This window comes from Pseudomonas sp. AC239, from assembly GCF_979258545.1.
In genome coordinates this window covers 5,135,109-5,151,457 of sequence record NZ_OZ409864.1, presented here as the reverse complement: position 1 = coordinate 5,151,457, position 16,349 = coordinate 5,135,109, and the positions used below count along the sequence as shown (strand labels likewise).

Annotated in this window: 13 protein-coding genes; 10 read left to right on the top strand and 3 right to left on the bottom strand. The window is 58.5% G+C overall.

Going from position 1 to position 16,349, the window contains the following annotated elements; translation table 11 throughout:
* Positions 1 to 8 precede the first annotated feature (8 nt).
* Positions 9 to 770 (top strand): SDR family oxidoreductase, encoded by a 762-nt coding sequence (locus tag ACZ0AZ_RS23360; protein ID WP_463538255.1) that lies wholly within the window; start codon positions 9 to 11, stop codon positions 768 to 770.
* A 7-nt stretch (positions 771 to 777) separates the two neighbouring features.
* On the opposite strand, the gene ACZ0AZ_RS23355 is transcribed toward ACZ0AZ_RS23360, so the two are convergent.
* On the bottom strand, positions 778 to 1,692 hold the full coding sequence (locus ACZ0AZ_RS23355; protein WP_016774850.1) for a LysR family transcriptional regulator: 915 nt from the start codon (positions 1,690 to 1,692) through the stop codon (positions 778 to 780).
* A gap of 270 nt (positions 1,693 to 1,962) precedes the next feature.
* Here ACZ0AZ_RS23355 and ACZ0AZ_RS23350 point away from each other — a divergent pair, with 270 nt between their 5' ends.
* The 4 genes from ACZ0AZ_RS23350 to pgm all read left to right on the top strand — a co-directional run bounded on the left by ACZ0AZ_RS23350 (position 1,963) and on the right by pgm (position 8,206).
* Complete coding sequence (locus tag ACZ0AZ_RS23350) at positions 1,963 to 2,985, top strand: zinc-dependent alcohol dehydrogenase family protein (RefSeq protein WP_039761544.1); 1,023 nt, start codon at positions 1,963 to 1,965, stop codon at positions 2,983 to 2,985.
* A 549-nt stretch (positions 2,986 to 3,534) separates the two neighbouring features.
* Positions 3,535 to 5,001 (top strand): hypothetical protein, encoded by a 1,467-nt coding sequence (locus tag ACZ0AZ_RS23345; RefSeq protein ID WP_129999389.1) that lies wholly within the window; start codon positions 3,535 to 3,537, stop codon positions 4,999 to 5,001.
* Positions 5,002 to 5,050: 49 nt separating this feature from the next.
* A complete protein-coding gene (locus ACZ0AZ_RS23340) occupies positions 5,051 to 6,451 on the top strand; it encodes an aminotransferase-like domain-containing protein (RefSeq protein WP_463538254.1) in 1,401 nt (466 codons plus the stop codon).
* Between the two features lie 108 nt (positions 6,452 to 6,559).
* Entirely contained in the window at positions 6,560 to 8,206 is a 1,647-nt protein-coding gene (pgm, locus tag ACZ0AZ_RS23335) for a phosphoglucomutase (alpha-D-glucose-1,6-bisphosphate-dependent) (protein ID WP_463538253.1), read from the top strand.
* A gap of 54 nt (positions 8,207 to 8,260) precedes the next feature.
* Here the strand turns inward: pgm and ACZ0AZ_RS23330 are convergent, their stop codons facing one another.
* Entirely contained in the window at positions 8,261 to 8,956 is a 696-nt protein-coding gene (locus ACZ0AZ_RS23330) for a pirin family protein (RefSeq protein ID WP_039761539.1), read from the bottom strand.
* Between the two features lie 257 nt (positions 8,957 to 9,213).
* Between ACZ0AZ_RS23330 and ACZ0AZ_RS23325 the strand changes: the two genes are divergently transcribed.
* Complete coding sequence (locus ACZ0AZ_RS23325) at positions 9,214 to 11,688, top strand: UvrD-helicase domain-containing protein (RefSeq protein WP_463538252.1); 2,475 nt, start codon at positions 9,214 to 9,216, stop codon at positions 11,686 to 11,688.
* A gap of 49 nt (positions 11,689 to 11,737) precedes the next feature.
* Here the strand turns inward: ACZ0AZ_RS23325 and ACZ0AZ_RS23320 are convergent, their stop codons facing one another.
* Positions 11,738 to 12,010: a DUF1652 domain-containing protein gene (locus ACZ0AZ_RS23320; RefSeq protein ID WP_039761582.1), complete on the bottom strand. Its 273-nt coding sequence runs from the start codon at positions 12,008 to 12,010 to the stop codon at positions 11,738 to 11,740.
* Positions 12,011 to 12,275: 265 nt separating this feature from the next.
* Between ACZ0AZ_RS23320 and ACZ0AZ_RS23315 the strand changes: the two genes are divergently transcribed.
* From ACZ0AZ_RS23315 to ACZ0AZ_RS23300, 4 genes are read left to right on the top strand one after another with little or no spacing between them, the layout of a single operon-like run.
* Positions 12,276 to 13,091 carry a helix-turn-helix domain-containing protein gene (locus ACZ0AZ_RS23315; RefSeq protein ID WP_039761537.1) on the top strand — a complete coding sequence of 272 codons (816 nt, stop codon included), beginning with the start codon at positions 12,276 to 12,278 and terminating at the stop codon, positions 13,089 to 13,091.
* Positions 13,092 to 13,143: 52 nt separating this feature from the next.
* On the top strand, positions 13,144 to 14,550 hold the full coding sequence (locus ACZ0AZ_RS23310; RefSeq protein WP_463538251.1) for an NAD(P)/FAD-dependent oxidoreductase: 1,407 nt from the start codon (positions 13,144 to 13,146) through the stop codon (positions 14,548 to 14,550).
* A gap of 31 nt (positions 14,551 to 14,581) precedes the next feature.
* Positions 14,582 to 14,926: a cupin domain-containing protein gene (locus ACZ0AZ_RS23305; RefSeq protein ID WP_024013066.1), complete on the top strand. Its 345-nt coding sequence runs from the start codon at positions 14,582 to 14,584 to the stop codon at positions 14,924 to 14,926.
* Positions 14,927 to 14,980: 54 nt separating this feature from the next.
* Positions 14,981 to 16,066: a polyamine ABC transporter substrate-binding protein gene (locus ACZ0AZ_RS23300; RefSeq protein WP_463538250.1), complete on the top strand. Its 1,086-nt coding sequence runs from the start codon at positions 14,981 to 14,983 to the stop codon at positions 16,064 to 16,066.
* Positions 16,067 to 16,349 lie beyond the last annotated feature (283 nt).

Sequence of the window (16,349 nt, the reverse complement as noted above, 5' to 3'; positions counted from 1 at the left end):
AACGTCGCATGGATAACGTTTCGCAGGCCCCGCTGATTCTGATCACCGGCGGCAGTCGCGGAGTCGGCGCCGCCACCGCCCGACTCGCTGCCGCGCAAGGCTATGACGTTGCCATCAGCTACGTCGCCAACGAGTCCGCCGCGCTGGCGGTGGTGGCGGATATCGAAGCGTTGGGGCGCAAAGGCCTCGCGGTGCGTGCCGACAGTGCTGACCCCGAGCAAGTTGCTGAACTGTTCTCGGCCATTGATCGTTCATTCGGGCGTATCGACGTGCTGGTCAATAACGCTGGCATGCTGGCGAAACAGTCCCGCATGGAAGACCTGGGTTTCGAACGCATGCAGCGCATCTTCGCGGTCAATGCGCTGGGGCCGATCCTGTGCGCGCAGCAGGCGGTGAAGCGCATGTCCCTGCGACACGGCGGAACGGGTGGCGTGGTGATCAATATTTCGTCCGCCTCCGCGCGCCTGGGCAGTCCCAATGAATACGTCGACTACGCAGCGTCGAAAGGCGCGCTGGAAACCTTCACCATCGGCTTTGCCAAGGAAGTCGCGCGGGAAGGGATCAGGGTCAACTGCATTCGCCCGGGGCACATCTATACCGACATGCACGCCAGCGGCGGCGAGCCGGGGCGGGTGGATCGCGTCAAGGACTCGATCCCGATGGGGCGGGGCGGTCAGCCGGAAGAGGTGGCGCGGGCCATCTTGTGGCTGGCCAGCGCGGAGGCCTCCTTTGTCACGGGTACTTTTCTGGATGTGACTGGCGGCAAGTAGGTCCGGGCTACAGGCTATCCGGATCGCCAAAAAACATCTGAATCCGCGACCTCAACCACCGCTCCCCCGGATCGTTGTCCTGCGACCCACGCCAAGCCATATGCAACTCGAACGTACGCGTCGGCAGTGGCGGATCTTCAGCCCGCAGACCGCCAGCTGCCGTCAGTGCCTCAGCCGTGTAATCCGGCACGGTGGCGACGATATCGGTGCCTGCCAGCAGCGTGCCCAATCCGTTGAACTGCGGCACCGCCAGCACCACGTGGCGTTTGCGTCCGAGCTTTTCCAATTCTTCATCGACGAAACCACTGAGGTCGCCGGCGAACGACACCAGTGCGTGGGGGCGGGCGCAATAATCATCGAGACTCAGTGGGCCCGGCACGGTGTCGGCGCGCAGCAGCTTCGGTGCGCTGCGGCGCAGGACCTTGCGCTTGGCGTTGGCCGGCAGGTCGGTGGTGTAGCTGACGCCGATCGAAATCTCGCCGGAGGCCAGCAGGCCTGGCATCAGGATGTAGTTGACCCGGCGCACGACGAGGACGATGCCCGGCGCTTCGGCGCGCAGGCGTTTGAGCAGCATCGGCAACAGGGCGAATTCGACGTCGTCGGACAAACCGATGCGGAATACCGAGGTGCTGGTCGCCGGATCGAAATCGGCGGCACGACTCACCGCTGTAGAAATCGAATCGAGGGCAGGCGAGAGCAGGGCGAAGATTTCCACCGCGCGCGCGGAGGGTTCCATGCTGCGGCCGGTGCGCACAAACAAAGGATCGTCAAACAGGCTGCGCAGACGCGACAGCGCCGCACTGATAGCCGGTTGGCCGAGGAACAATTTTTCCGCGGCCCGAGTCACACTGCGTTCGTGCATCAATGTTTCGAACACGATCAGCAGGTTCAGGTCGACACGACGCAGGTCATTACGATTCATCTGGAGTCCTGGCAGAGTCATCAAACTTGACGAGGGCGACCATATGAGAACAATGGCCGGCATGAATCTTACGGGGAAAGGCTGGTACTCTGCACCGGAAAATTCAGCTTTACTGCGACGGTGGCAGGCCTTTTTTCATGGAATTTGCCAATGCCGCCCTTGGTGCGGAATCAATGACAGGCATGTCGACTATTAATAGCCACTGATGGTCTTGGGTCGAAAGCCCAGATAGAGTTCATGGCATTAGAGGTTACTTTGACGAGGTTTGCGATGTCCCGCACGATCCGTTTTCACAAGTTTGGTCCAGCCGAGGTGCTCAAATGCGAAGAGCATGCGGCTGCTCAGCCAGGTCCTGGCGAAGTGCAGGTGCGTGTCGAGGCGATCGGTATCAGTTGGTACGACACCCTGTGGCGTCAGAATCTGGCCTCGTCCCAGGCACGTCTGCCTTCGGGCCTCGGTCATGAAATGGCTGGCGTCGTCACTGCGGTGGGCGCTGACGTAGACGACCTGTCCGTCGGCGACAAAGTGGCCAGTTTTCCGGCCGAAAGCCCGAACGACTATCCGGTTTACGGCGAGTCGATCGTCCTGCCCCGCACGGCGCTGACCCGTTATCCGGATGTGCTTAGCCCGATCGAAGCGAGCGTGCATTACACGCCGCTGCTGATCGCCTACTTCGCGTATGCCGATCTGGCACGAGTCAAACCCGGCCAATTTGCGCTGGTCACTGACGCCAGCCACTGCGCCGGCCCGTCGTTTGTGCAACTGGGCAAAGCGCTGGGTGTGCGAGTGATCGCAGCGACCAAATCGGCGGAGGAGCGCGAGTACCTGCTGTCTCTCGGTGCGGAGAAAGTCATCGTCACCGAAGAGGAAGATTTGTTGATGCGCATCAACAAGATCACCGACAACCGCGGCGTCGATGTGGTGTTCGATGGTCTTGGCGGCCCGCAGATGTCCTTGCTCGGCGATGTGCTGGCACCACGCGGCAGTCTGGTGCTGTACGGCCTGCAGGGTGGTAATCAGACCCCGTTCCCGGCGTGTGCAGCGTTCCAGAAGAACATCCAGTTCTTTGTGCACTGCATCGGTAACTTCACCGGCAAGCCGGAGCTGGGCATTGTTCAGGACCATGTTGCTCTGCAACGTGCCTTGCGTGACATCAACCAGTTGACGGCCGACCGTGTGTTGCTGCCGTTGAAGACTAGAGTATTTGCGTTCAACGAATTCGTCGAAGCGCATCGCTACATGGACGAATGCCCGTGCCGCGAGCGGGTTGCCCTGCAAGTCGAGCCAGCGTAAATCAACTCATCAGAGTCCGTGGCCTCACGGACTCTTTTTGTTTATTTCTGTCCAGTCAGTAAACCTTTCCCGCTACCGCGCTCTTCACCACTTCAGCAACTGAACTGGTTTTTGCTCGACATCTGTATCTTCTAATCGTATTCCAAGTGCTGATAATTGAATGATTACTTTCATCTCAAGGAATGAGCTATGGCTGTGCATTCAATTTGTCCTCGGCAATATCAAACGGCTAACCCGCTTGGCTTCGTCAATTTCTGTTTAATTGCTGTAGGGCGATTCCGAAGTTGCGTCTCTTTTTCTTGTAATGAATCTTCGTGAGACGTTGTGGGAAGTTTCCTCAGATTAATGGTCGCTGAAAAAATGCTAGTAAAAACAAATAGTTATAAAATTTGCTTTGCCGCTAACGGTTTTTTCGCAGGTCAAGTGTTTCAAATAACTACAACTTTGTAAGTGTTAGCATTTCAGCGTCTATTACTTATTGATCCAATTTGTCGGGCGCACACTGTCCAGTGCATGCGGCGTGAAATTTTCTATACCGGGTAAATACCGATGAGCACGATCCACGATCAGGCAATGAACTATGTCTATCAGCAAGTTTTGCAGCGTTTGCTGAGTTTCTTTTCCCGCGCCGAGCGCACAGCTTTGCAGTTATTGATCCAGCGCCTGGTCGTGGCGGCCGGCGGAATGGACAACGTCGGGCAGTTCAAGGTGCTTGTGCATCAGTCTGGCTCGCGTGACAGCTGCTACACCCTGGCTTTGCTTCGCGCAGCGCAGTTGACCATTGCCAGTCGCGCCCCTGCTACATTCCAGCTGCGCGTTGCTACCCTGCGCTGGAACGGTGACAGCCCTGGCAACCTGCAAAACCTGCATCGCAGCTTCAGCGCACTGTTTCTCTATGATGACCCCCGGGTCGAGCTGCTGATGGTGGATAACCGCGAGGTGCTGCCCTTCGACCACCGCACAGCCGTCAGCAACGACGGTCATGAAGCCAGTCGGATCAATCTGCTGCTCGTAGGGCACTGTCGTACCTGGATCGAGACTCCCGAATTGTGGGATGACGCTTACCTGGCCACTGCCGAATACTACAGCCAGATCGCCCGCTGGAATAATGGCGTCGACGCCATGATCAGCACTGAAACCAGAAGCAGTCAGCGGCATTTCCTTGAGGGCCTGAACCGTGCGATGCAGAGAGTGGCGATCGCCGGCCCCGGGCTGGTCCAGAGCGGATTCGAAGCGCTTTTTCCATTGCTCGACGGGCTTGGTGACGATTTCTATCGCGAGCTACGTTCAGATGATGAGCGCACCGTCTGGCGACCAGAGGGTGAATTCGAAGCCTGCCGTCGCACCAGTTTTATCGACATCAACGACATGATGGTTGGCAAGCTGGAGGATCGCTGGCCGCTATTGGGCGAATTTCTGGGGTTTGAACCGGATGATCTGGCGCTGTATCAGGGCGAAGCGTTATTTGCCGATCCGCTGATTTCAGCCCACGTGCGAGGCTTGTACGCGCAATTCATCGAGGGGAGGGCGTATCAAGCGGGAGTCGACGACTACGCCCGCAATACCCTGGCCGACCTGCGCCGAAAACAAGCGGCGGAGCCCGTCTGCGAACACTTGATGTGCAGTTTTGAAAATGTCGGCGGGCCAGAGCAACTGCGAATACTGGCAGATGATTACCTGCTCAATGGTTTCGGCTTGAACGAAACGCAGTTGGTCTGCCTGTTATTCGCACCGTTTATCGACGGCGGCAAAGGTCTTGAAAGGTTTTTGCGTAATTGTCATCCAGGCATGCTGGTCGCGATGCCAGATCTGCACCGGGCCATGCAGGGCTTGCATGCCCCGGAGCAGGTGTTGAAATGGATGACCGAAGTCAGTGGTCTGCCCGTCAGGCTGATCACCCGTCTCTATGCGATGGGGCCTGTTCAGTTGTGCTCGCCGACCGAGTTCGCCTCCGATGACCTGGATGCCTGCGAGGTGGGCGCCGTGTCACACGTCGAGCGGTCAACGGAACGCTGACGGTGAGACAAAGGTCGGGCCGAAAACCCCTGTCCATGGAATTGAGGTTGTGAAGGGCGCACGGGAACATGATTTTGTCTACCAGTCGGTTTATCGGTATCTGACAACGCTGATTGACGATGCCGGTGGGCATGCAGCAGTACGCATGCCCTCGTTACGCCAACTGGCCGACCGGCTGAATGTGTCGATTTCGACTGTGCAATACGCTTATGCGTTGCTGGAAAAAGAAGGCCGGGTCTATTCCATAGCCAAATCAGGTTATTACGCTCAAGCGCTTTACAGCCTGGACGCGCCCGGTGATGGCAGTGATCTGCTGGAGACCGTTTACGTTAACGCGAGACGTCCCGGCATGTGTGTTTTGAGCGCTGACGAACCGGCATCGCTACAACCGCTGGACAGTCCTTTGATGACGTTGGAGCGTGAGCTCCTGCGCCAATACCCTCGCCAGCCTCAGACCCTCGTGCAGCCTTGCGGGGAACTGGAATTGCGGGTTGCCCTGGCAGCGCGGTACACCTGTTCGACGGCGAATTATTGGCATGCCGATGATGTTTATATTGGTGCTGATCTGCGCGGCGTTCTGGAAATCCTGATTTCGGTGCTTGAGTTGCGTGAAGCCGTCGTCGTGGTTGAGTCTCCCTGTGACTGGGTGATTTTGCGTCTGCTCGAGTCGTGCGACGTGCGTGTGATCGAATGGCCTTCGCTGGCCGAGGGCGAGGTGGATCTGCCGGCACTGGAAATGCTGCTCAGGAACGAGCCGGTCCGTCTGGTCGTTTTGTCTTCAGTGTTGAGCCTGCCCCAGGGCTGCGGTTTTACCCAGGAACATCAGCAGGCAATCGCGAAGATGCTCGAGCGCTATGGCATCTGGGTGCTGGAAAACGATTGCTACAGCGAGCTTGATGAGCGCACTGATTCGCAACGGTTACGTAACTGGCTGGATCCGGATCGCTTGCTGGTGTTTTCCAGCTTCGAGAAATTCATTGGTGCGGAAGCGCCATTCGGCTTCGTTCTGTCGCGGCATTGGCGCAACGAGTTGCAGCGGCATTTCCTGTTCCGTGCGTTTCGCCTGTCGCCCATTCGACAGAAAGCGATTGCCAGGCTGTTAAGCGGGGGGCGTCTCGATCAGCATCTGTTCGTGTTGCGACGCATGCTCGGTGAGCGCCGCTCCTCGTTGATCCAGGTGTTGCGTGAACGGTTGGGCGACGCGCTGCAGATTGTCGAGCCACAGGGCGGGGCGACGGTGTGGGTGCGTTCGGTGCGACCGGTCGACATGGCAAATGTCTTCCGGCGATTGCTCAAGCAACAAATCATCGTGGCGCCGGGTGAGCTGTTCAGTCTGCGAGGCTTGCATGCCGATCATCTGCGTTTGAGTGCGCTGAATCACGGCGAGCGGGATTTGTCAGGTGTCATCGGTTTGCTCGGCGATGCCTTGCGCCTGTCTGGGGCTCGATAATGTTAAAAAACATCGGAAGTGTTTCGGATACATCCCGTCGCACGGTGGTCAAACTGCCAGTAAACTGCGCAGCATTTCCTGAACCACTTCGATTTCAGAGGTTTTTGCATGACACTCAGTCCTTTTGCGGGCAAACCGGCACCGGCAGAACTGTTGGTCGATATCCCGCGACTGGTTACGGCCTATTACACCGGCCAGCCTGATGCATCGATTTCGACCCAGCGAGTGGCGTTCGGCACCTCCGGCCACCGCGGCAGCTCCTTCGATTTGAGTTTCAACGAATGGCATGTCCTGGCCATCAGCCAGGCGATTTGCCTGTATCGCGAAGCGCAAGGCATCACCGGCCCGCTGTTTGTCGGCATCGACACCCATGCATTGTCGACCCCGGCCGGCGCCAGCGCACTGGAAGTCCTCGCTGCCAACGGCGTCACCGTGATGATTGCCGAAGGCGACGAGTACACGCCGACTCCGGCGATTTCCCACGCCATTCTCTGCTACAACCGCGGCCGTACGTCCGGCCTGGCTGACGGCATCGTCATCACGCCATCGCACAACCCGCCACAAAGCGGTGGCTACAAATACAACCCTACCAACGGTGGCCCGGCCGATACCCACATCACCAAGTGGATCGAAGCCAAGGCCAACGAATTGCTGGCGAACAAACTGGCCGGGGTCAAACGCATCAGCTATGAGCAAGCGCTCAAGGCCAGCACGACCCATCGCCACGATTATGTGAACACCTACGTTGCCGACCTGATCAACGTTATCGACTTCGATGCCATCCGTGACGCCAAACTGCGCCTGGGTGTCGATCCGCTGGGCGGAGCAGGGGTGCGCTACTGGTCGGCCATTGCCGAACACTACCGTCTCGACCTGGAAGTGGTGAATAAACAGGTCGACTCCACGTTCCGTTTCATGACCGTCGATTGGGATGGCCAGATCCGCATGGACCCATCGTCCAGCCACGCGATGCAGGGCCTGATTGGCCTGAAAGAACGTTTTGACGTGGCGTTCGCCTGTGACCCGGATCACGACCGTCACGGCATTGTCACGCCGTCCGGTGGCCTGCTCGCACCAAACAATTATCTGGCGGTGGCGATCGATTACTTGTTCCAGAACCGCTCGCAATGGCGTGCCGATGCCGCCGTGGGCAAAACCGTGGTCAGCAGCGGCCTGATCGACCGCGTTGCCAAGCGTCTGGGCCGTCGCCTGTACGAAGTGCCGGTCGGTTTCAAATGGTTCGCCGACGGTCTGTTCGATGGCTCGCTGGGTTTCGGTGGTGAAGAGAGCGCTGGCGCTTCGTTCCTGCGCAAGGATGGCGGCGTATGGAGCACCGACAAGGATGGTCTGATCCCAGCGTTGCTCGCCGCCGAAATGACAGCGCGAACCGGCCGCGATCCAAGCCAGGCCTACCGCGCGCTGACCGACGAACTGGGCGAGCCGTTCTCGGTGCGTGTCGATGCCAAGGCCAACCCGGAGCAGAAGGCACTGTTGAGCAAGCTGGCGGCAGAGCAGGTCACCTCGACCGAACTGGCAGGCGAGAAGATCCAGAACATTCTCAGCCATGCACCGGGCAACGATCAGGCGATTGGCGGTCTGAAGGTCATGACCGAAAACGGCTGGTTCGCCGCGCGTCCTTCGGGCACTGAAGACATCTACAAGATCTACGCCGAGAGCTTTATCGGCGATGACCACCTCAAGCAACTGGTGGCCGAAGCGCAAACGTTGGTGGATGGCGCTATTTCCAGCAAATGATGCGCACATGAAAAAGGGCAACCGTAATGGTTGCCCTTTTTTGTTGCCTGTAGATCAAGCCAGGTCGACCAGTACGATCTCGCTGTCCTCGATCGCCGTGACCGTCAGCACTTGCTCGTGGGCCACCGCCACACCGTCACGCGCTTGGGCACGCAAGCCATTGACCTCGATCACGCCAGTGGCCGGAACCAGATAGGCGCGACGTCCCTCGTCCAAACGGTATTCGGCTGTTTCACCGGCCTTGATGTTGGCAGCAACCAGCCGTGCATCGGCGCGAATGTGCAGGCTCTCATCGTCGCCAGCCTTACCGCTGGCCAAAGTGACAAAGCCTTCGCGCTCGCCTTTGGGAAACGGCTTGGCTCCCCAGGAGGGCGGTGCACCGGTTTCGGTCGGCAGAATCCAGATCTGGAAGATCCTGGTTTCCTGGTCTTCCAGGTTGTACTCGCTGTGAGCGATGCCGGTGCCGGCGCTCATCACTTGGACATCGCCGGCTTCGGTACGGCCCTTGTTGCCGAGGTTGTCCTGGTGCGTGATCGCACCTTCACGCACGTAGGTGATGATTTCCATGTCGCGGTGCGGATGCTGCGGGAAACCGGTGCCTGCGGCGATGATGTCGTCGTTCCACACGCGCAGGTTGCCCCAGCTCATCCGCTGCGGATCGTAGTATTCGGCAAACGAAAAGTGGTGATGCGCGTCCAGCCAGCCATGATGGGCGCCGCCCAGCGAGCTGAAGGGTCTGAGTTCAAGCATGATCGTCTCCTAATAAGGGTCGTCAGGGGGCGGACCCTGTGGTTGATGACGACGATCATCTATCAAGCAATCATCGAGAAAAAGCGCAAAAACTGCTGCATCATGATCGAGTAATTAGATGTGACAGCGGCTCGAAATCATTTCATCGGACTTTCAATTCGTCGCCTAAACCGATGACCTGTAAGCATTTCGCTAGAACTGAACGGTAAATCCAGACACCATAGCCGCCACAGCCTCACACCCTGGAGTCCGTCAGCGTGGCGCACCACACCCCCGATCTTCCTCCCGAACTTCGTCCACTGGCCGAGATGCCCTGGTTCAAGCGTCTGGCCGCGCGATTCTTTGGTCACGGCCTGACAAAACTGCGCGCCCAGCACCGGGCATCGTGGCTGCACGGGCAAGCCGACGGATTCCGCAGTGGCCACACCGCTGGTGTCGAATACGGTTTCAAGGAGGGCAAGCTTGAGGGGCTGGAGGAAGGCCGCCAGGTGCTGCTGATTCGCGACAGCCGCAACACCGAGCATCGCCCGCCCAGCGTCGATACCAACCTGTTTGATGACTGGCGCCTGCCACTGACGGCGGAGCTGAAGAAGCGCATCAAGGCTGACGTCGCCCGTTTGCTCCCGGCCCGCGCCCAGCCCAGCGCTGCGCAATGGAAGATGATCTTCAGCGATACGCCGTCCACCTCGGTGGTGGCCGGCGCCGGTGCCGGCAAGTCGACCACGCTGGTGCTGCGCATTCTGTTGCTCAGCCATTATCTGGGTTTTGAGCTGGATTCGATGACCGTGGTGACCTTCACCCGCGAATCGCGCAAGGACTTCATCAACAAGCTCATCGAGATCTTCACCCTATGGGGCCAGCCGCTTAACCCCAAACAGGCGCGCGAACTGGTGCGAACCTTTCACTCGCGCATCCTGCCGATGGTCCGCAGTCTCCCGGGTTTCGAGCGCTTGCAGGCGTTCGAAAATCTCAGCGATCGCCCGCAAAGCGGCGCAGAGGAGGTCGACAGCAATCCGTTTGACCTGCGCATCAATGACGCACAGCGCCAGCAACTCAATGCCTGCTATCACCGCCTGTTCAACGAAGACGAGCGTTTCCGCCAGTTGATCCAGCCGCTGTCCCGTGCCGGGTTGCAGTTGAAGGAACTGGAGCGCGACCATCCCGATGTGCAGAAACGCATGGCGGTCACCGAGCTTGCGGCCAAGCGCGACGAAGAACTTTGCGATGTCATCGAGGACCTGTGGTTTCGCGCAGGGGCGTGGCCCATCAAAGGCATCGAGCCGAATCGGCAAACATTTGAAATCAACGGCTCGCGTTTCCACGCTCACGGTTACATACCGAGCGTCGATGCTTGGGTGGTGCTCGGCTTCGATCCCAAGGAAAACGCCCAGCTAACCCGACCCAACGCCAAGCTGAGTGTCCGCGCAGAGTGGGCGGTCAAGCGCACCCTGTTTCAAGCTTTCTGCCGTAAGCCATTGATATGGCTCGATAGTTACGAGTCATCCAGGCGCGTTCTTGCGATGTTGGCCGGAGATGCCAGCGCCGGTCCCGGCTTTGATTACAAGGTCAAAGGCGAGCTGGCTTCGGCACCATTGCTGGATTGTTTTGTCGGCGCAGCGGGCTTTATCGAAAACCTGGGCCTGGATGTGCCGGACGCGGTCAGTCGCATGAGCTTCGCCAAGGACGATCCCGATCGCTTTTTCTTCGAGGCTCTGAGCCTGTTCTGGCGCGCATTTGAAGATCACCTGCTGGATCAGAAACCGCCAGTGATGACCTACAACCGCATGTTTGCGCTGTTCAGTGAGCATTCGCCGGAAAACCTCAAGCTGCTCAGCGATGAGCTGTTGCGGCCGATGGCGCATCTGATGATCGATGAATTTCAGGATGTTTCGCCGCAGATCGTTTCGTGGATTCGCGCCAGCCTCAACGAGATTCGCAGCCGTGGTCCGGCCATGCACGTCGGGCGTGGGGCGCAGCGGTCGTCGCTGTTGTGCGTCGGCGATGACTGGCAATCCATTTACGGCTGGCGCGGCAGTTCGCCGAGCTACTTCATGGAGTTCAACAAGGAATTCCCTTCACCCAGCACAACGCGGGTCATGCTCAGCGAAAACTACCGCAGCCACCAGCACATCATCGACGCCGCCGAGCACATTGTCCGCGCAGCGCCGGCGATTGCGGGCAAGAAGGCCAGGGCCAGTGGTGAGCCCAAGCCGCTTCAGCCGGTCAACGTGCTTGAGCGCGATGATGAAGCGCTGGGTCAGCGCCTCGCCGAGCACTACCGACGCGGTGACTCGATCTTGATGCTCTATCGAAGAAGCAGCGATAAGTTATTGATACAGCATCATATTCAGTCGGTACTTAATGTGGATTCGAGCTTGCCTTATGAGGCGCGGCGACTGAAACAGCTGACCTATCACAGCGCCAAGGGCTTGCAGGCTGATGCGGTATTCCTGCTTGGTGATTGCCAGCATCTGACCAGTTCGCCGTACAAGAATCAGGTCTACCGTATGGCCGGGCTGGGCAAAACGGGTGACAGCGAGCCGTACGACAGTGCGCAAAAGGATGAAATCCTGCGCCTCGCCTACGTTGGCATCACCCGGGCCGTCAGCCATTGCTACTGGTACGTCGAACCGCAGGAAACCCAAGCGGTAAATATGCCGAGGGCGTCAGATCGGGTCGCCAAGAACAAACCTTTCTTCGTCGATCATCGAAGCGAAAAAGCCAGCGCCTGACCAAAAAAAAGCCCGCATCGCTGCGGGCTTTTTGTTTTAAATCAGGTGGTTATGCGTAGTTCTTGAGAGATTCCGGAGGAGTGAAAGCTTCCAGTTCATCTTCGATGGCTTCGATGATGCGCTCGACGTCCGCCGCGTTCATCACCGTTGCGCACGGAATGCCGGCGATGGCGATCATGGTTTCGCCGCTGGCACGATCAAACAGCCGGGCGATCATGCTGCCCGGCGCATCCATCGTCGCCTCGAATCCCATGGGATGAAAATGCCAGCGCATCAGCTGGCAGGCGTTGGGAAAGGTGACTTTGCTGAACCCTTTGTTCATGGTGTTGCCCGCCTGCTTCATCGAGCGCTTCCTTTTGCTCATGTTAGGTGGGAAGAGCCTTCATTGGCTCAACCAGTGCTTGAGCTTTAAAAGTAGCATCCGTGTGTGAAAAAACTGTGAGTTTTTTCAGTCCGTTTAGCGATTGATTCGCATTTTTTGATGTAAGTCACTGGCTGATCGATTATCGCCAAAACGCCACCATGGAATTTTCATTGATGTGGCAGAGGAAGATAGGCAAGCTCGGTTCTTTTTCGCCGAGCCGCTTATGCACGCCGATGACGACGGCCCAGAACAGACCCAGGCCACGGCCGCCACGGTCATGCGCTATCACCTGAGCTGGAAGCACCGGGATCTGGACAGCGTCATGGCGCTCTATCACGCCGACATCCAGTACAACGATTTTTTTCAGAACCGCGTACTGGCTCTGGATGAGCTGCGTGAATACGTGCGCGTGAGCATGCCGCGAGAATCCGACGAACTGCTCGAGCACTGCGATCGCATTCGGGTGGATGGCAACACCGCGTTCATTCAGTACGAAGTGACCTTGCGCGGCGGCGATGGCCTGGTGTCGTTTCGCTCCAGCGAAGCGATCACGGTCAAGGACGGCTTGATCTGGCGCGTCAATGAATACGCCTCGCTGGTGCGAACCCACGCCGATGGCAGTTCGGCACCGAGTCAGCGTCCGGCGGTCAGTCGCCTCGGTCTGTCACCGCGCCAACTGAGCTTCATGGCCGAAGACCTTCAGCAGTATTTCGAAAAGCAGCAACCTTATCTGGATCCTGAGCTTGACCTGCAACGGGTGGCGAAGGAGTGCGGGTACAGCCGCAATCAGATTTCCTATCTGCTCAATCAGGTGCTCGGGCAAAGCTTTTATCGCTACGTCAATCAGGCGCGCCTGCAGCATTGGCTGCGTGCGCTCAATAGCGCCACGCCGCCGTTGCGTGTCGACGAGCTGGCGTTTGCTGCCGGCTTCAATTCGCTGTCAGCGTTTTACAAATGCTTTCGCGAGCACACCGGTCAGTCGCCCAAGGCCTACGCTAAACAAATTTCTCTGCGGGCACGCGCGCAAGACAGCCACTGAAGGCAGCCACTAGGATCGACGCCATCGAAGGTTTTCAGTGGCGGAGTCTGGCATGTCGGCGTGGCGCACGATCAGTTTGTGGATGGATCAGCTCGAAGAGCCGCTGCTCGCGCGACCTGCGCTGGAGCAGGACCTGGACGTCGACGTTGCAATCATCGGCGCCGGTTATACCGGATTGTGGACGGCGTACTACCTGAAGAAACACGCGCCAGGCCTGGATATCGCCATCATTGAGGCGCAAACCGCCGGGTTTGGTGCATCCGGGCGCAACGGCGGCTGGCTGATGGGTAACTTGCTGGGTGAGGATCGCTTGCTCGCAGGCTTATCGCCGCAGCAGCGCAGGGCGTCGTTCGATCTGCTGCACAGCATCCCCGATGAAGTGGAAATCGTCCTCGAGCGCGAAGGCATCGACTGCGATTACCGCAAGGGCGGGGTGCTTTATTGTGCGGCGCGCTACCCAGAGCAGGAAACCGTTCTGCGTGATTACCTGAGCAAGCTGCACGCCCAAGGCCTTACCGATAACGACTACCGCTGGCTCAGTCCCGAGCAGCTGGCCCAGCAGATCCGCGTGGCCAAGCCCTACGGCGGCATTTTCGCCCCTCATGTCGCGACCCTTCACCCGGCGAAGCTGGTCCGTGGTCTGGCGCAGACCGTGCAGAACATGGGCGTGAAAATCTACGAAAACAGCCCGGTCACCCATTGGCAGTCCGGCAGTCTGCGTACCGCCAAAGCCAGCGTGCGCAGCCGTTGGATCGTCCCGGCGGTGGAAGGTTATTCGGTGACCTTGCCGCCACTTGGCCGTTATCAATTGCCGGTGCAAAGCCTGATTGTCGCCACCGAGCCGCTGTCCGCTGCGACCTGGGACGAAATCGGCCTCAATCGCGGCCAGGCCTTCAGTGAATTCAGCCGCCAGGTCACCTACGGCCAGCGCAGTGCCGACAACCGCCTGATTTTCGGCGCCCGTGGCGGGTATCAGTTCGCGGGCAAGCTGCGTCACGACTTCAACCTGACCCGCGACGAAGTCGAACTGCGCCGCTATCTGTTCGGCGAACTGTTCCCGCAACTGAAAAACGTGCAGATCACCCACGCCTGGGGCGGCAACCTCGGCATGTCGCGGCATTTCAAGCCACACATGCTCTGCGATCGGGCCAACGGCATCGCGTTATCCGGTGGCTATGGCGGCGAGGGAGTGGGTGCCAGCAACCTTGGCGGCCGGACGCTGGCCGATCTGATTCTCGAGCGCGACAGCGAACTGACCCAACAACCGTGGGTGCTGCCCGACGGCGGCATTCATGCGCTGCGTGCCTGGGAGCCAGAGCCATGCCGCTGGCTCGGTTACAACGCGATCATCAAAAGCTTCGTGCACGAAGACCAGACCCTGGCCAATCCGGCGACCGCACCCTGGCGGCGCAAGCTTGCCAGCCGGGTTGCCGGGTTCATGGAAGGTTTAATGCACTGAACGTCGTTTACCTCAATAAACAGGACACGCCATGAGCATCACCCAATTCAAGAACACCGCCACGCTTGAGCTCGAGGAATCCAACCCGGTCGCCGTACCCCTCGGCGAACCCGTCGCCATTGCCTCGACCACCAGCGTCGAGCGCGACGACGGCGTGGAAACCGGCGTCTGGGAATGTACTCCCGGCCGCTGGCGGCGGCAGATCACCGCGCAGGAGTTCTGCCATTTCATTTCCGGGCGTTGCACGTTCACCCCCGACGGTGGCGGCGAAACCCTGCACATACAAGGCGGCGACGCACTGATGTTGCCAGCCAACACGCTCGGGATCTGGGATATCCAGGAAACCGTGCGCAAGAGCTACGTGCTGATTTTCTGATTGTCGATCCTTTGATTGCCTGCCAACAAAAAAAGCCCATACAGGAATCGCCCCATGATCCAGAAAACCCTCGCATTGGCGCCGCTGCTGCTGGCCGCTTCCGTCAGTCACGCGGCCGACACGGTCAAGGTCTACAACTGGTCCGACTACATCGCTCCGGATACCACAAAGAATTTCCAGAAAGACACCGGCATCGGCGTTACCTACGACGTCTACGACAGCAACGAAACCCTCGACGGCAAGTTGATGACGGGCAAATCCGGCTACGACGTGGTTTTCCCGTCGAACCATTTCATGGCGCGGCAGATTCAGGGCGGGGCGCTGAAGAAGCTGGACAAAAGCCAGTTGCCGAACTGGAAGAACCTCAACCCGGCGCTGCTCAAGGCTTTGCAGACCAACGACCCGAACAACGAGCACGGCTTCCCGTATCTGTGGGGCAGCACCGGTATTGGCTACAACATTGCCAAGGTCAAAGCGGTGCTCGGCGACAATGCACCGGTGGATTCCTGGGACCTGATCTTCAAGCCCGAATACATGGAAAAGCTGCAGAAATGCGGCGTGGCGATCCTCGACAACGGCCCGGAACTGCTGCCGGCGGCGCTCAACTACCTCGGCTTGCCGCACCACAGCAAGAATCCCGAAGACTACAAAAAAGCCGAAGCGCTGCTGATGAAAGTGCGCCCCTACGTCAGCTACTTCCATTCCTCCAAGTACACCAGTGATTTGGCCAATGGCGATATCTGCGTCGCGGTCGGGTTTTCCGGCGACATCCTGCAAGCGGAGAACCGCGCCAAGGAAGCGAAGAACGGCGTCGAAATCGGTTATGCGATTCCCAAGGAAGGCGCGGCGATCTGGTTCGACATGGTCGCCATGCCCGCCGACGCACCGGACGAAAAGGCTGGCTACGCCTTCATGAACTACCTGCTGCGCCCGGACGTGATGGCCGGGATCACCAACTACGTGCACTACGCCAATGGCAACGAACAGGCGGACACGCTTATCGATCCAGCGATCAAGAACGACACCAAGGTTTACCCGAGCGCGGAAATGATGGGCAAGCTGTTTGCGCTGGAAGCGATGCCGCTGAATATCGACCGGATTCGTACGCGGGTGTGGAACAAGATTCGCACCGGTAGCTGAGTTTCAGGCCAATATACAAGACTCCTGTGGGAGCGAGCCTGCTCGCGAAGCGGTTTGTCATTCGACACTTATGTTGACTGGCTTGGCGCCTTCGCGAACAGGCTCGCTCCCACATTCGTTATTCAATGAATCAGGATAGTTGATATCAAAGCACTGGCACCGCTGACTGAAAGTGTGACTTGCGCAACAAATCCGAACTTACCGATATTTAATATTTAAATAGAAAATCGTCAGACGATTCCCGCTATCTCAGCAACTAAAAAACTATCTTTCCTTCCCGCGC